13 protein-coding genes are annotated in these 16,254 nt (G+C 38.2%); 3 read left to right on the forward strand and 10 right to left on the reverse strand.

Annotation, left to right across the window (positions count from 1 at the left end):
- Positions 1-97: 97 nt before the first annotated feature.
- Both ABLB96_RS00775 and ABLB96_RS00780 read right to left on the reverse strand, forming a co-directional pair.
- Positions 98-1,429 (reverse strand): S8 family serine peptidase, encoded by a 1,332-nt coding sequence (locus ABLB96_RS00775; RefSeq protein ID WP_348895743.1) that lies wholly within the window; start codon positions 1,427-1,429, stop codon positions 98-100.
- A gap of 36 nt (positions 1,430-1,465) precedes the next feature.
- A complete protein-coding gene (locus ABLB96_RS00780; protein WP_348895864.1) occupies positions 1,466-1,774 on the reverse strand; it encodes a hypothetical protein in 309 nt (102 codons plus the stop codon).
- A 583-nt stretch (positions 1,775-2,357) separates the two neighbouring features.
- Here ABLB96_RS00780 and ABLB96_RS00785 point away from each other — a divergent pair.
- Positions 2,358-3,026 carry a hypothetical protein gene (locus ABLB96_RS00785; RefSeq protein WP_348895744.1) on the forward strand — a complete coding sequence of 223 codons (669 nt, stop codon included), beginning with the start codon at positions 2,358-2,360 and terminating at the stop codon, positions 3,024-3,026.
- A 60-nt stretch (positions 3,027-3,086) separates the two neighbouring features.
- Here ABLB96_RS00785 and astE read toward each other — a convergent pair whose 3' ends face one another.
- The 8 genes from astE to ABLB96_RS00825 all read right to left on the reverse strand — a co-directional run bounded on the left by astE (position 3,087) and on the right by ABLB96_RS00825 (position 14,742).
- Positions 3,087-4,061, reverse strand: a complete 975-nt coding sequence (gene astE, locus ABLB96_RS00790) for a succinylglutamate desuccinylase (RefSeq protein WP_348895745.1) — start codon at positions 4,059-4,061, stop codon at positions 3,087-3,089.
- Between the two features lie 12 nt (positions 4,062-4,073).
- Entirely contained in the window at positions 4,074-5,417 is a 1,344-nt protein-coding gene (gene astB, locus ABLB96_RS00795; protein ID WP_348895746.1) for an N-succinylarginine dihydrolase, read from the reverse strand.
- Between the two features lie 19 nt (positions 5,418-5,436).
- Positions 5,437-6,906, reverse strand: a complete 1,470-nt coding sequence (gene astD, locus ABLB96_RS00800) for a succinylglutamate-semialdehyde dehydrogenase (RefSeq protein ID WP_348895747.1) — start codon at positions 6,904-6,906, stop codon at positions 5,437-5,439.
- Positions 6,906-7,937 carry an arginine N-succinyltransferase gene (gene astA / locus ABLB96_RS00805; protein WP_348895748.1) on the reverse strand — a complete coding sequence of 344 codons (1,032 nt, stop codon included), beginning with the start codon at positions 7,935-7,937 and terminating at the stop codon, positions 6,906-6,908. The genes astD and astA overlap by 1 nt, the downstream gene beginning before the upstream one ends.
- A gap of 18 nt (positions 7,938-7,955) precedes the next feature.
- Complete coding sequence (locus tag ABLB96_RS00810; RefSeq protein ID WP_348895749.1) at positions 7,956-9,170, reverse strand: aspartate aminotransferase family protein; 1,215 nt, start codon at positions 9,168-9,170, stop codon at positions 7,956-7,958.
- 144 nt (positions 9,171-9,314) lie between these two features.
- Positions 9,315-10,589 carry a Glu/Leu/Phe/Val dehydrogenase gene (locus ABLB96_RS00815; protein WP_348895750.1) on the reverse strand — a complete coding sequence of 425 codons (1,275 nt, stop codon included), beginning with the start codon at positions 10,587-10,589 and terminating at the stop codon, positions 9,315-9,317.
- Positions 10,590-11,617: 1,028 nt separating this feature from the next.
- Positions 11,618-13,051, reverse strand: coding sequence for an amino acid permease (locus ABLB96_RS00820; RefSeq protein ID WP_348895751.1), 1,434 nt, complete (start codon positions 13,049-13,051; stop codon positions 11,618-11,620).
- 413 nt (positions 13,052-13,464) lie between these two features.
- Positions 13,465-14,742 carry a hypothetical protein gene (locus ABLB96_RS00825; protein ID WP_348895752.1) on the reverse strand — a complete coding sequence of 426 codons (1,278 nt, stop codon included), beginning with the start codon at positions 14,740-14,742 and terminating at the stop codon, positions 13,465-13,467.
- Positions 14,743-14,869: 127 nt separating this feature from the next.
- Here ABLB96_RS00825 and ABLB96_RS00830 point away from each other — a divergent pair, with 127 nt between their 5' ends.
- Together ABLB96_RS00830 and ABLB96_RS00835 are read left to right on the forward strand one after the other, a co-directional pair.
- Positions 14,870-15,664: a class I SAM-dependent methyltransferase gene (locus tag ABLB96_RS00830; RefSeq protein WP_348895753.1), complete on the forward strand. Its 795-nt coding sequence runs from the start codon at positions 14,870-14,872 to the stop codon at positions 15,662-15,664.
- Positions 15,665-15,679: 15 nt separating this feature from the next.
- Positions 15,680-16,213: a hypothetical protein gene (locus tag ABLB96_RS00835; protein WP_348895754.1), complete on the forward strand. Its 534-nt coding sequence runs from the start codon at positions 15,680-15,682 to the stop codon at positions 16,211-16,213.
- Positions 16,214-16,254 lie beyond the last annotated feature (41 nt).

The following is a 16,254-nucleotide window of genomic DNA, read 5'->3' on the forward strand; positions in this document are numbered from 1 at the left end:
TAATTTCATAAAAAAACTCGTTGCAGAAGCAATCTTTTGCAACGAGCTATAGCCATTTAAATTTCTTGGACCTAATAAAAAATTATAAATGTGCCATTTAGTTAGCGATTAAACCATTAGTCGCTGCCAGTAAATCAATACGCGGGAAAACTAAGCCTGTTCTTGTGTCAGTGATAGGTTTACCCGTAGTTTTTAATCGATTAATGGTCTGGTCTATAGTTTCAGTTGGCGTAACATTATTTGCTCTTAATAAAGCAATCGCACCAGCCACATGTGGTGTCGCCTGAGACGTACCCCCCATAGTATAGCCACCTGCGGTAATCATTGCTCCTGGTGCTAATAAAGTCACAAGGCTTCCCCCGTTACTAAAGCATGCCACCTTGTCCGCTGCCGTAGTTGAGTCCGTACATTTCAATGGATTCCCCCATGCTGCACGACCAATATTACTATCATACACAGCGCCTACCCTTACAGCACCAGCAACACAAGCAGGTGACGAAATACCATCAGGGAACGCATCATTACCTGATGCTACTACTGGCACTACACCGGCAGCTCGAGCATTTGCGAACGCTGTTGCATAACTACTATTACTACATTCAGATGTGTATTTAACACCGGGAACACCAAGGCTCAAATTTATCGCTTTAATATTGTATGTTTTAGCGTTATTTACTGCCCAGTTAATGCCCGCAAGGATATCACTATCATAGGCTGAGCCTGATCGAAAAACGTCTATTCCAATAATTTTTGTTTTGGTTGCAACTTTAGACACAATCGCTGAAACGTTACTACCATGACCATTATCGTCTAGTGCGCCATCATCTGGGGCACTATCAAATGAATAAACGACACGACATGTACTAGATGGTGTATTGACTGCCGTACAGCCAAAATCCGAATGTAAATAATTTACCCCTGTATCCAATACAGCAACACTAGAACCAGCTCCCGTAAACCCTTTGGTGTTGGCCTGAGGTTGATTAATTAAAGGCAAACTTTCTGTTGTGGTAGGCTGATTAATTCGATTTGGATAAACTGCTTTAACATTTGGATCGTTAAGCAACTCGACCAAAGCTTCTCGATTACTAATCCGATAAAAGGCTAAAGGTAAATTATTGTAGTCCCGAAGTACTTGTACCCCAACACCACGATTAAATCTTGACTGTATATTTTTTTTATTTGTAGCAATATAACTCCGCCGTTCCAAACCGGAGACTATACTTTCCGAAGGAATATTGTATTCAACAATAAGGTCATTAGACTCGTTAGTGACCAAGGTATCTAAGTTAATTTTACCCTGAAACACTTTTTGTTTTGCTGCCTGATTTAACTGCTGTTTGGCACCATTAGAGTCCAAAGGAAGAGCAGATGCAGTTGTACTCAAGATCGTACATAGACCTAATAGAAATAACGTTTTACTTTGCATTATTTTTCTCCGTAGTTTTTTCAACTAACAATTTACTTATTTCGCTTTTATTTCATTTGCTGGATCTTTGTCTGGATCAATCGGTTGAATAGAAAGATCACTTTTTGTGTCATAAAAAGGAACAGTATCTGTTGATACTGGTTTGGATTGAGTTGCGTTTAAAGATACGTTTTTAGGTTGAGCAGGCTCCTTAAGTTTAGAAAGAAAAGATGAAGTGGCTGGTTGTGATGAATTCGGCTCATGTAAAGCAGAGTTGAACACCTCAGATGCATCGCTTGTTGGCTTAAAATAGAGAACAACGGCGACTAAGCCGACCAATATAAAAAGGGAAGCAATAATTTTCATCATTTAAGATCTCTGTTTTTTTGTTTATAGACATCTATATTTATTTTTGATTATTCGAAATAAAGTGCTATTTCTTAAGATATATTTCATGTGAAATTTCTATTTCATAAAATATATAAACATGAGAAAAGCTAAACTACCTTTTCCCGAATAAGCAAAAATACTGTTCTACCCTCTACATTTATATTTCTGGCAGAATATGGTTCATAAAAGCGCAAAAAAGCGCCTTATTCTCATAATAAGCAATAACTATGCCGTTAACTCCAATAAAAAATGGAAAAAGAATCATCTTTAGAGATATAGAAAAATAATCGTACTGAATGCTTATAGTTATTTTTATTTCGGAAAATGAAAAAATGAAAAATACTTTGCTCGTTTTTAAATTATAAAATATCGATATCTATTTCACTTTATTATTAATATTTCTTCTTCTCCACAATTTCTCCCTTATGTGTTGATTGACTGTAATGCTGTTGTAACGTTTTGATGAAGGTGATTCCCAAGCGAATCAAGGTTTGACTATGATGCGATTGCGTTTATGAAATACCTCACTAAAAAGGTATATTCTTTGAAGGATATCGCAATGAAAATGATGAAAACAGCTATCGTGACTGCAAGTGTTCTTGCTTCTGCTTCTATTTTTGCACAAAGTGCGGGCGTTAATGCAGATGCCTCTGCCCAAGTTAATGTACAACCAGGTGGACTTGTTAGTGGCGTAGCCAATACAGTCAAAAATACTGCTCATACGGTAGATCATACTGCAAAACATGCTGGTCATGTCGCTGCGGACACTACAGTTAAAGCAACTAAAAAAACAACAGGTAAAGTGACTGAACTTTCTTCTGAAGCTGCAACAGGCACTAAAAATTTAGCTGTTGAAGCAAAAGCAGGGACAAACGCGCATCTTAAGGCTGTAAAAACTAAAGTTGCAGAAAAACAAGCTGAACAAAAAGAATTTACCGCTGAAAAACAAGCTGATGCTCAAGCACGTGTAGATGCTGTTAAAGCTCGTGTAGCTCAAAATCAAGCTGAGCAAAAAGAATTCGTAGCAGGCACTAAAGCTGATGCTCAAGCACAATTAAATGCAGCTCAACCAGCTCACGCAATTAATGCTCAAACTGGTGTAAATCTTGGCGTTAATGTTGCTCCAGTTGGAATTAGTGCAAATGCAAACGTAAATGCAGGTGCTCAAGGTTCTACACAAAAAACTGAAAAGAAATCTTTCGTTAAAGGCCTTCTTGGTACTAACTAATCAATTATCAATAAAAAAGGGCAATAAATTGCCCTTTTTTATTTACTTAAAATGAGTCATTTATTGCGTTTCAGTTAACACTAAACCTGCGCGTAGACCAATCTTTACATTTGGATTTGGAAATAAAATCCAGACCTGATCTTGCTCAACCACATAATGACCAGAAGGTTGCATCGCAATGGTTTCACCTTTGGTAAATGTAGAAAAGTTCGGAGCCTCAGCCGATAAATTCATTTGGAAATCTTCATCTTTTTTAATTAAAGAGTCAGATACCTGAAACACTCGAATTTTCGATTTATGTCGCGTCGGTAAAGCCAGCTTAGAAACTACACTACGAATGACTTCATCAATTGCAGCAAACTGACTCAAGTCATTTTGTCCAAATGGCAATGCCTTACCTAACTCTAAAGTTGCGCTCGCAGCTTTAAAGCTCTCACTGGTAAAATGTGTGAACGTTTTACCCGCAGCACGATGATAAACCAAAGCATCTAAATCGGCAGCCTCAAGACTTGCTGTCAAATCAGCATCATATTCATGAGTTTGATAAGGCAACAAAGCAAAGGTCGGTAATAATGAAGCACGAATTGCTGTATGCAAATCATAGTGATAGCGCTTAGCCTCACTCGCACTTTCTTGAAAGAAAGTAGCAAGTGTGTGTTCTAAAACCTCAGCTCGCTTTGATTCCTCAGTTACAGGTAGATTTTTATATCCACCACAAAACATTCGGTTTACATCATCGTGCACATAACGCTTGCCTTGACGCATTGCATACGGATTACCCAATACAAGTAATAATCTCACTGCAAGTTTTAAGTGCCCGGTAAATAAATCAGTGCAAAGTTGAGACAACAACTCAATTGGCGCTGTTTCATTACCATGTACCCCAGCTGACAGTACGACAGCTTTGTCGTACTGGGTATGTGGTGTACATTCAAGAAGCCCCTCTCCTAGCCAGCGCCAAGAAAAGTTATCTTGTTTTCCCTCACACACGGTAGGTTGCTCACCTTGCAAGGTTAATGCTAGAAAATCTTGCATGTCACCTCCTCATTATTTTTGGAAAGGATAAACTGAACCCAAACCTAAAATTTTGGTGAGCTCATCAAGTGCCATACGGCTTTCCATGAGTAGGTGCGGATCTGCTAAATCTTCTTGAGCTAAACGATCACGATAGTGTTTATCTACCCATTGATTGAGCGTACCAAATAACTGATCGTTCATAAGGACTTTTGGATTTACAGCATTTAATTCTGTTTCATTTAATGCCACGCGCAAACGTAAACATGCTGGTCCACCACCATTACGCATACTTTCACGTAGGTCATACACCTGAATTGCATCAATTGGTGTACCCATTTGAATCATGTCACTCAAATAGCTCCACACTGCTGCATTTTGACGAGACTCTTCTGGCACAACAATCGTCATTCCGCCATCTGGACGTGTCAAAATTTGGCTATTAAACAAATAGGTAGCGACAGCATCATCTACAGTCACACGGTTTTCAGGTACTTCAATCGAAATAAAGTCTTCACCAATGCTTGCCATTTTTTGACGAATTTCAGCAAAAGCTTGATCTTGATTTAAAAAGGCATGTTGATGATGGAATAAAACCTGTTGGTTACTTACCGCGATCACATCGTTATGGAAAACACCTTGATCAATTACATCTGGGTTTTGTTGAACAAAAACGGTATGTGCATCATCTAAACGATGTAAACGTGCAATTGCTTCACTTGCCTCGCGTGTTTGACGAGCTGGATAACGCTTTGGTCCAGGTAAACCATTATTTAAATGTTGTTGACCATAAACAAACACCTGAACACCACGCTTAGCATAATCACCACCTAAACGATTGTGATTTGCTGCCCCTTCGTCACCGAACAAAGCCACTTGTGGTAAGGCTTCATGGTGTACAAAGTGACGTTCGTTTTTAAAGATCGCTTGTAAAACCTGACTTGTAGTTTCAGCTTCAATTGAACGGTGAAACTTATTGTTCAGGTTCGCTGCAGTAAAGTGTACACGTCCATCTTGGCTATCAGCCGAAGGTGAAACTGTCGCAGCATTTGCAGTCCACATTGGAGAAGCTGAACTTAAAGATGATAATAGTTCTGGTGAATAACGCATTGCTTGAGCAACAACACTAATGTCATCTCCAGTAAAACCTAAACGGCGTAACATTGGAACATGTGGGCGTTCATGCGGAGCAAGTACACCTTGCTTCATTCCCATGTCAGCCAAGGCTTTCATTTTTAATAAGCCTTGTTTCGCTGCCAATTTTGGATTCGAGGTGTTATTACGGTTTTTGGTTGATGCTTCATTACCAAAAGACAAACCCGCATAGTGATGTGTTGGTCCCACTAAACCATCGAAATTTACTTCATATCCTTTCATTTTTTTCTTTCCCTAGTGTTTAAGGCAACACAATCCCTGGAGATAATTTTTCTGGCAAAGTTAAGCTTTCACTTTCAAGTGAAGCCATTGGCCAAGCACAATAGTCGGCAGCATAAAACGCGCTTGCACGGTGGTTACCTGATGCCCCAACGCCACCAAATGGTGCAGCACTTGAAGCGCCAGTTAATGGCTTGTTCCAGTTCACAATACCGGCACGAGCTTCAATGAGTAAGTCATCAAACAATTCGCGTTTTGGAGAAACCAAACCAACAGACAAACCAAAACGTGTTGCATTGGCAATTTTCAATGCCTCATCAAAGCTGTCATAACGTTGAATGGTTGTAAGCGGACCGAAATATTCTTCATCTGGAATACCCACCACACCTGTCACATCAACAATACCCGGAGTAAGTAATGAGCTGTCTTCTTGTGGACGCGTCATTAGCAATAAGCTTTTTGCACCAAGCTCAAGTAGCTTTTGCTGAGCATTCATCATGTTTGTTGCAGCAACTGATGAAATCACACCACCCATAAATGGTTGTTGTTCGTCATTCCAGCGACCTACTTTTAGGTTTTTAGCCACTTCAACAAAACGTTGAATAAATGCATCACCTTCTGCACCATTTTTGACTAAGATACGGCGCGCACATGTACAACGCTGACCAGCCGAAACAAAAGCCGATTGAATAGTAAGGTTAACTACAGCATCAATGTTTTCGATTTCATCGATAATCAATGCATTATTGCCACCCATTTCGAGCGCAAGAATTTTTTCAGGTGCACCCGCCATTTGTTTGTGCAGGTGATAACCTGTGTTTGCACTTCCGGTAAACAATAGACCATCAATTTCATGTGAAGCAGCCAGTGCTTCACCAGTAGTACGCCCACCTTGAACCAAATTCATCACACCATTTGGTAAACCAGCCTGTTGCCAAAGTTTTACAGTTTCTTCAGCAGTCCACGGTGTTAATTCACTTGGTTTAAATACAACTGCATTGCCTGCAAGTAATGCAGGAACAATATGTCCGTTTGGTAAATGGCCCGGGAAGTTATATGGACCAAAAACTGCAAGTACACCATGTGGACGGTGACGTAAAGATGCAACACCATCTGCCATTTCAGTTGAGCTTTCGCCAGTACGCTGATGATAAGCACGAATCGAAATTGCAACTTTGCCAATCATTGATTGAACTTCAGTTAATGTTTCCCAAAAAGGTTTGCTGGTTTCTTGGCTAATGACTTCTGCCAAATGTTTTTTATTTTCTTCAAGCAACTTTGCAAACTTTTCTACAATCGCAACGCGTTCTGCGAAAGGTAAACGTGCCCATGTAGGAAATGCTGCACGTGCAGCTTGGCACGCTTTATCAACATCAGCAGCCGTAGCTTCAGCACCTGACCATACAGTTTGGTTATCAACTGGATTTGTTTTTACAAATGTTGTACCGCTGCCTTGTAACCAGACACCGTTTATAAATAAAGAGTTTGACATCAGGAAACTTCCATAGGATTTAGTGATAACACACGAACAGCATGACCTTCTTGTACACCGAGTTTTTCAGCTTGTTCATGGGTTAAATTTAAATTGTTATCTACAAGATCAAGCTTCATTAACATAGCTCGATAGTCGTGATAGTTATCATTGGCAACGAGGTATTGTGTTTTTCCTACTGCTGCTTCATTGGTAATTTTGACATTTAAGAATTGGCTTTCTTTAACTGCACGCAACTCATCAATATTGGCTTCAATGGTTGGGCCTGCATCAAAAATATCGACATATCCCTGATAGCGTAAGCCTTCGGACTCAAGCACATGATAAGCAGGCAGAGTATGTGGATGCATTTTCCCAATCACTTCTTGTGCAGACTTTGGTAATAGGTCTACATAGACTGGAAAACGCGGCATAAGTTCCGCAATAAAAACCTTTTGGCCAATTCCACTTAAATAGTCTGCTGTCGAGAAATCCATATTGAAGAAATGGTGCCCAATCGCATCCCAGAAAGGTGAACATCCATTTTCATCAGAAAAACCACGCATTTCAGCAATGAGCTTTTTTTCAAAATATTGCTTAAATGCTGCAATAAACATAAAACGGATTTTTGATAAGAATTTACCGTTTTGGTTTTCACGACGTTCCGGATCTAAAAATAATGTACAGAGCTCACTACTTCCTGTTCTGTCATTACTTAAAAATAAAGTGGGTAATGCTTTATAGACATTCAATGCTTTTGAAGCGTGTACTTGTGTTCCTACATGAAAGTTGTACCAAGGTTCGATTAAACCTACAGCAACCTCAATTGCACTCACCCCAATAACACGTTGAGCTTCTGTATCTTCAAGAACAAACAAATAACCCTGTTCGCTCTTATGAACATTACCATTTAAAGTATTGCGAGTACGTGAAATTCGAGCCGAAAGCGTATCCATATTTTGTGGCAAGGAAGTCAGGCCAACACCCGACTTACCTGCTAATTTATAAATATCTTCAAGATCTCGAAACTCGGCATGACGGACAATCATCATGGCTAGCTTTCCTTTTTTTTATTTAGCCAACTTTGCCAAAGCTCTTTTTAAACGAGCAATCCCTTCATCAATATCTTGTTCAGGGATAATGAGAGATGGAGTAAAACGAACTACGTTTGGTCCTGCGATTAAAGCAAGTAGTCCTTCTTCGCCTGCCCAAGTTGTAATGTCTTTTGCTTTACCTGCATATTCAGCTTTTAATACACAGCCAATCAATAAACCTTGACCACGAATTTCATCAAAAACCTGATATTCAGCATTTAAAGTATTTAAGGCATCAAGGAAATACTGATGACGGTGTTTTACACCTTCAAGTACTTCTGGCGTATTAATAAACTCAAAGACTGCACCCGCAACTGCACTTGCTAATGGGTTACCACCGTAAGTTGTACCATGTGTACCTACTGAAAAATGCGGCGCAAATTTATCAGTTGTTAACATTGCACCAACAGGGAAACCACCGCCCAATGCTTTTGCAGTAGTGAGTACATCTGGTGTAACACCAGAATTCATATAGGCATAAAGTGCACCTGTACGGCCGACACCTGTTTGTACTTCATCAAAAATAAGTAAGGCACCAAACTCATCACACAGCGCGCGTAAACCTTTTAAAAATTCGATGTCAGCAGGAATAACACCGCCTTCACCTTGGATCGGTTCAACAATAACTGCACATGTTTGTTCATTAATGACTGCTTTTGCAGCTTCTAAATCGTTAAAAGCAACATGATTAATGCCGTTTGGAAGTGGTGCAAAGTCTTGTGAATATTTTGGTTGACCACCTGCTGAAACGGTAAATAAAGTACGACCGTGGAAAGCATTATTAAATGCCACAATGCCGCTTTTACCCGCAACACCGCTGTCGAGTCCTACTTTACGAGCCAGTTTTAATGCGGCTTCATTGGCTTCTGCACCTGAGTTACAGAAGAATACTTTATCTGCAAATGTATTTTCGGTGAGTTGTTTTGCAAGACGTAGTACAGGTTCATTGGTATAACCGTTCCCTACATGCCAAAGTTTTGTTGCTTGTTCTGTTAATGCATTTACTGCCACTGGATGCGCATGACCTAATGCGTTTACTGCAATCCCGCCTGCAAAATCGATATATTCTTTATTTTCTTGATCCCAAATACGTGAACCTTCACCACGTACAGGAATGAAATTTGCCGGTGCAAAAACTGGAACCATCCAGTCATTAAAGTTGCTTCGAGTTACAGAAATTGGCTGTTCCATGCTTACCTCAGTATCTATTTAATTTATTTAATCTGTCTTACTGTCTTTCATTTAATTTATTTAGAAAAAGGGACCGAGCAAATATCCCTATAACATCCTTTATATTTGCTCAGACCACTCTTCCTAAAAGGTAGTTTCCTCAGATTAGCCTGGGAAAATACCGCGTTCTTTACGAGCTTTTAAGATACGCTCACATGCCAAGATGTAAGCTGCTGTACGTAAAGTACAAGCGTTGTTGTTTGCTGTATTCCAAACGTCACCCATTGCTTGAACCATCAACTTGTCTAAACGTTCGTTGATTTCTTCTTCGGTCCAGAAGTAGCTCGCCATGTCTTGAACCCATTCGAAGTAACTTACAGTTACACCGCCGGCGTTACATACCACGTCAGGAACTACAACAATGCCACGCTCAACTAATACATCTTCAGCTTTAGGATAAGTCGGGCCATTCGCGCCTTCTAAAATCAACTTAGCTTTAAGTTTTTGAGCACGCTCAACTGTGATTTGACCTTCTAATGCAGCAGGAATAATGATGTCTACTTCCGCAGTCCAGAAATCTTCATCAGCAATTGCTTGCGCGCCAGCGAAACCACCAACACCACCTTGGTTTGCATTTACGTGTTCACGTAATGCAACAAGATCAATACCATCAGCATTGAAAATTGTGCCAGTGTGATCTTGAACGTGAGTGATTTTTGCTTTTGACTCAACAAACAAGAAAGCAGCTTCACTACCTACGTTACCAAAACCTTGAACAGCGATTTTCGCGCCTTCAATTGGTAAATTGATTTTTGCAGCCACTTCGCGACCTGTAACAAATACACCGCGACCAGTCGCTTTAACACGACCTAAAGAGCCACCTAAGTGAACTGGCTTACCAGTTACAACACCAGTTACTGTATAACCTTGGCTAGTCGAATAAGTATCCATCATCCAACCCATGATATTGGCATTTGTACCAACGTCTGGAGCTGGGATATCTTTTTGAGGCCCGATAATGTGACCGATTTCAGTCGTATAACGGCGAGTTAAACGTTCTAATTCACGATTTGAAAGTTTACGTGGGTCAACACGGATACCACCTTTTGCACCGCCAAATGGCAAGTTCAAAACAGCAGTTTTAATTGTCATCCATGCAGATAACGCCATCACTTCATTTAAATCAACGTTTGGATGGTAACGTACACCACCTTTACCAGGACCACGAGACAAGTTGTGTTGTACACGGTAGCCTTCAAAGTGCTGAATAGAACCGTCATCCATTACGATTGGCACGTCAACAATAAGCGCACGCTTTGGACGTTTTAATGTATCGATAAACTCAGCTAAGTGGTCTAAGTACGGAGCAACACGGTCAATTTGTGCCAAGTAAGTTTGCCATGCATCGCTATGTTCGTTTACGTATGAAAGATCTGACATCTTTTTTCCTATCTACCTATACAGACTCAGATGTGATAAATCCGCAGTCTTTATTATTCAGCAACCAAAACCTTGCAATAACAATGTTTTGATTTATTTATAAAATCTTCAGCCCTTTTAAAGCTTTAGACCCTTTAAATTCCATCTTGTGATATCAAAAGTACAATTTACTTTTATATATCGATATCTTTTACAATCTTTCTTTTGCCTCATCTGCTGTTTATAAAAACCTCTTTATAAAAGCAAAAGTTCCACCGCAACCAACTCAAACAAGTCGATTGGAAATAAGTACAAAAGAGGTGATATAACCGTTTGGGAGTTAAAAAGAACTTGGGTTCATAAAACGAAAAAACCATAAGTCCATAAAATTATTTTTGACTAATCGATAGATCCCTCCATTAGTCTTTTTAAATAAAAATTGTTCAGTAATACTGCAAGTTTTACATCCCGACTCGAGCAGGTTAATCGCGCTCTAATATAGACATAAAATCTTTAAGTAAATATAGCACAGAGCAAGGTAATTTAGAACATTTTAAAATAAACAAGCAGAGAAAAAATAATCAATTCTTGCTCTTTTTTATAATAAAAAAGTAACTACACCTAAAAAAACCTTAAGCCATAATAATTTTATTTTATGGAAATTAAAAAAATATTAAAAATAAAAATGATCAAAAAATTACCATTTAATAACAACAACTTAATTAACAAAAAATTTCAAAAAACTCTCAAAAATTGTAGAAAATTTCATAATATTTATTTGTTCACTACAATTCAAAATAAAAAACAGAAATATAAAAATATTCTTTTAATTAAATAACCATGATAAACATAGACTTATTTAAAAACTTATAATAATTAGCTATTAATAACAATCCGACAAAAGGTTAATTTACGAATCAATATTTGATTTTATTATTAAAATAAAAAAAACATTTTTAAAAAAAATATATGACAAGACCCTTTTTAGCTCAATTTTAAGCCACAAAAAAAGGCCCCTTTAGGGACCTTCAATCAACAAAATATGCTGTTTAATTTTGAATCAATTCTTTCTTACGATAAAAGATAAAATAGCTGGCATAGCACAGTAAGATAAAAATTATGCAACAGATGAAACCGACTTGCATAGATGGATCAAAGACCATGCTGACACAGGTAACAACACAGAATAGCCCACCCACAATTGGAGCGAGAGGAAAAAGAGGTGCAGCGAACCGTAAATCTTTTGCTGTGTTGCCTGCTTTATACCATTGTCTACGGAAATTAAACTGTGAAACACAAATTGCGATCCACACCACAACCATTGTAAAAGCTGCAACACCGAGCAAGTTCTTAAATATGGTTTCTGGCGCAAATTGCTCTGAAAGCAACCCAGGAATTGCACCAAACATGGTTACAATAATGGCAACAATAGGTGTTCCAGAAGGTGTAAGTTTGGAGAAAATTTTAGGTAATTGATTTTTTGCTGAAAGCGACCACATCATACGTGATGCAGCAAACAAACCAGAGTTAGCAGCCGAAAGTAAAGCGGTAATAATAACGAAACGAATAATATCTTCTGCGTACGGAATACCAATGTAATTAAATACTGTCACAAACGGACTGCTACTCACGTCATTTGCATTAAGACCAGCAAGATGAAATGGAAGCAAAGAGCAAATAACAACGATAGTACCAACAAAGAATATAAGTAAACGCCAAATTGCAGCATTAATTGCTTTAGGAACAGTCTTCGCTGGCTCCTCTGCTTCACCTGCGGCGACACCAATGAGCTCTGTACCAGAGAAAGCAAAGTTTACGATCAGCATGGTAGTAAAAATTGGAAATAACCCATGCGGGAACCAACCTTGTGCCGTTAAATTAGTAAATAATGGCGCTGTTTCATGACCGTGATAAGGAATAAAGCCAAAAATTGCCAATAAACCCAAGGCAATAAAAACAATAATTGTTATAACTTTAATGAGAGCAAGCCAAAACTCAGATTCAGCAAATAGACGTGTTGAACTAATATTAAGAAAAAAGACGAGACCACCAAAAAATAAAGTCCATGCCCAAACCGAAGTACTTGGGAACCACTCCTTAACCAGTAAAGCTGCGGCAGTAAACTCGGTTCCTAAAGTGGCAGTCCAAGTGAGCCAATATAACCAAGTGATCATATAACCTGTGCCTGGACCAATATAACGTCGTGCGTATTCACCAAAAGAACCCGACTCAGGCACATGAACAGCGAGCTCACCTAAGCACAACATAACAGTATAGGCAATCAAACCGCCCAAGAAATAAGAGATAATTGCGCCAATGGGACCTGCTTGAGAAATTACGTCGCCAGACCCTAAAAAAAGACCTGTACCTATGGCACCGCCAAGGGAGATCATCACCAAATGTCGAGTACTCATTGCTCGTTTCAAAGGTGCAGAACTTCCATGTTGCGATGCATCATTATTCCGATAATTTAATGATTGCATATAAAAAACTGTAACGACAATTTAGTAAAAAATCATTTTAGGAGAAAAAAATAAATATGCAATTATCTTTGAATAGTGAAGCTATTTTAAGCACCTTCTCCAATTACAAATAAAATAGCAATATAAAACAACACATTAATAAATACCAAAGCAATGATTGTATTTTAATTAACCCCTAACTATTTCTTTAATTTATATAAAATCAAAAACCATTATTTTTTAAATATAATATTTTTTCAGTTAATTTATCATGATTACTTTTAGCCCTATCTTTATTTAAAAATCAATCACACCATTTATTTAAATAATGACTTCTAATTTCATATACAAATAAATTAATAAAAAAATATTTTTTAAGCAAAAAATAAAGCTCAAATCTAAAGATTTGAGCTTTATTTAAACAGCTAAGCGACTTAGAAGTTCATCAATATAAATTGTTGAGAGGGCTGACCTGAACCTTCAACATAATGACACACGCCTTGCTCATCACAATCTAGGTTTAATTGTTTGTAGCTCAATGTAAAAAATTCAGAATATTGTTTAATCACAAATGGGCTCATATCCGAGCTTAACGCTTCCCCTTGTTTAAACAATTTAATGATTTTTCGGTCATTCATACCTAACAAATAAATTTCATTATTTAACCCAATGTGCGCAACTCCGGTCTGTTCTGCCACGATCGGGATCAAATACGAAGTGTTTGCCAGCAAAATATCTACAGCATAAGTTTCAAGCTTTAGATTGATTAAATTGAATACCAATATTGCTCCAGTATGGGTCTGCAAAGCTTTTTTGTAAGTTGCAGCCTGCTGGATGTATTGAATTTTAATTCCAAGCTTTTGAAAATCTTGCTCAGTTGCCTGCTTTGTTCTTACAAGGCTACGTGTAAGGGCTTGTTTGAGGGGGTTATCTAAATAACGCTCATCCAATTGAAAATCATTTTGACGTAAAATTTTCAATAGCATGCTGTCATGATGTGTCAGCACATTTGCAAGAACATTACGATAGTAAAATTTGCTTTGTTTTTTGATTTTACGAACCTGTTGATAGAAATATGTTTCATCAAATTCATGTTCAATAAAATCGTGTAAAAGGCTTGAGCTTGCCAATACCGATAAAGCCTCATGTCCCGTAAAAGGTAAGTGAACTGTATGTAAACTTGGCAATATTTCTTTGATTTTTAGGTAGTGTTCACGATCAATTGCAAAGTAAGGATCATAAACAATAATGTATTCGCGCTCTGCATCCACATCTTGCGGCTGAACCTGCATGTCTTGATTAGCAACGGCATCAAAAAATTCAGCGTAGCGGCGATCTTCAACCTGTTCAGGGTCAATTGAATATTGAGGTACAAAAGCAACTATTCGATTCATATTTAATAGGTTCGAATATTTGATTGCTGCATAACCGCCCATTGAGCCGCCATAACCCACAATATTTTTAAAACGCTGAATAATAGGCAAAATGGCTTTTGCCATTTCAACCATACTGGCTTTTGGGAACCATGATTTTTGTTTTGGCATAACCCCAATAACATTGTATTGGTACTTTATTAGAGACTTCTCAGCATTGATAGATAAGCCACTCGCTCGGGTAATCAAATCGCCAAAAGAGAAAACTAATGTATTAGAATCGCCTTGTAAAAAAATGGCTCTAATGTGTTCGTCTTCAAAAATAATTTGCTTATCCATGCTCACACCGAAAGAAAATTTACTCCCACATACATCGTCAAAAATGAAACAAAATAGGTGTTTTGCCAATTTATGATTGCGGAGTATCTTATTTTATAGATGCCAGTCAGATTAAAAAGCGCAAAATATGACACAATCCTTACATCCTGCCGCTCAAAAAGGCTTCAGCTCTGCTGCTGAACTTTATCAGCAAGTTAGACCCAATTATCCTGTAGAAATAGTCAGTTGGCTACAAGATCGACTCCAAATACATGAAAATTCTACTGTTATCGATCTTGGTTCAGGCACTGGCAAATTCTTATCCTACCTAAAACAAACACATGCCAATATTATTGCAGTAGAGCCAATTGGCGAGATGTTACAACAGCTTCAGCAAGCCTATCCCGATATCAAAACTTTACAGGCATTTAGTCATTCTATTCCGCTAGCCGATCAACTGATTGATGCCGTCATTTGTGCTCAATCTTTTCATTGGTTTGACAACATAGAAACACTCTCTGAAATATATCGAATATTAAAACCTCAAGGGCATTTGGGACTCGTCTGGAACCAGCGTGATGAACGTACAAACTGGGTAAAGGCTTTAGCAGATTTTTTATTGCCGCTTGAAGGTGATACACCTCGTTACCATAGTGAAAAGTGGAAAAATGTTTTTGAAGAGCAAAATTTATTTATTTTTGACAGTTTAGAAACTTTTCCGCAATCGCAGCATGGTACTGTCGAACAAGTCGTGAGTAAGAGATTACTTTCAACAAGTTTTATTGCAGCAATGACTGAAAAAGATCAATCGCAGCTCAAAGCTCAGTTTGAAAAAATTGTTTATGATTTTACTGGGCTAGGCCCACAAGACCAGATCGATTTTCCGTATGTCACATATGCATATCACTTTCGGAAAAGTACATCGTCAAATAATAGAGAATAGGTTCGGTTAAAAGCTATGTTTAAAAAAACGCCTCATATCATCTTCATGTCTTTGCTCAGCTCTAGCCTATTATTGACTGCTTGTAAAAAAGCAGATGAGCCGGCAAAGACTGAACAACATCATACGAATTCATCTACCGATCAGGTCATGGAAAAACTCAATGAAAGGCCTGTTAAAAAGTTTCCAGTCACTGCCGATGATGCACATGACATTGCGCTACTAGAAGACTATGACCGTCGCTTTACTGAAATGAGTGATGAGATGGAAACCGAGTTAGCAAAAATGCATGAGGCAGGTACGCTCACCACAGATTTTGAACAAAAACGGACGCTTGATAATGTCCGCTCAGCATTGACCATGTTAAAAGACCTCGATTTAAAAACTGAACAAGGTCGCTATATTCAGGGTTTACTCTATCAATATTGGGAAAACCAAGAAAAACACTTTAGTGATAAACAGGTCAATAAAGATGAACGAGTCAATCAGCTTGCTGACTACTTACAAGCCCAGAATCAGTTGAAATATTGGAAAGCTTCACAGCAGCATTAAGTTTATAAAGTGCAATAAAAAGCCTTCTGTTCGAGAAGGCT

It is taken from the genome of Acinetobacter sp. XH1741 (assembly GCF_041021895.1).
In the GTDB taxonomy this organism is placed as follows: domain Bacteria; phylum Pseudomonadota; class Gammaproteobacteria; order Pseudomonadales; family Moraxellaceae; genus Acinetobacter.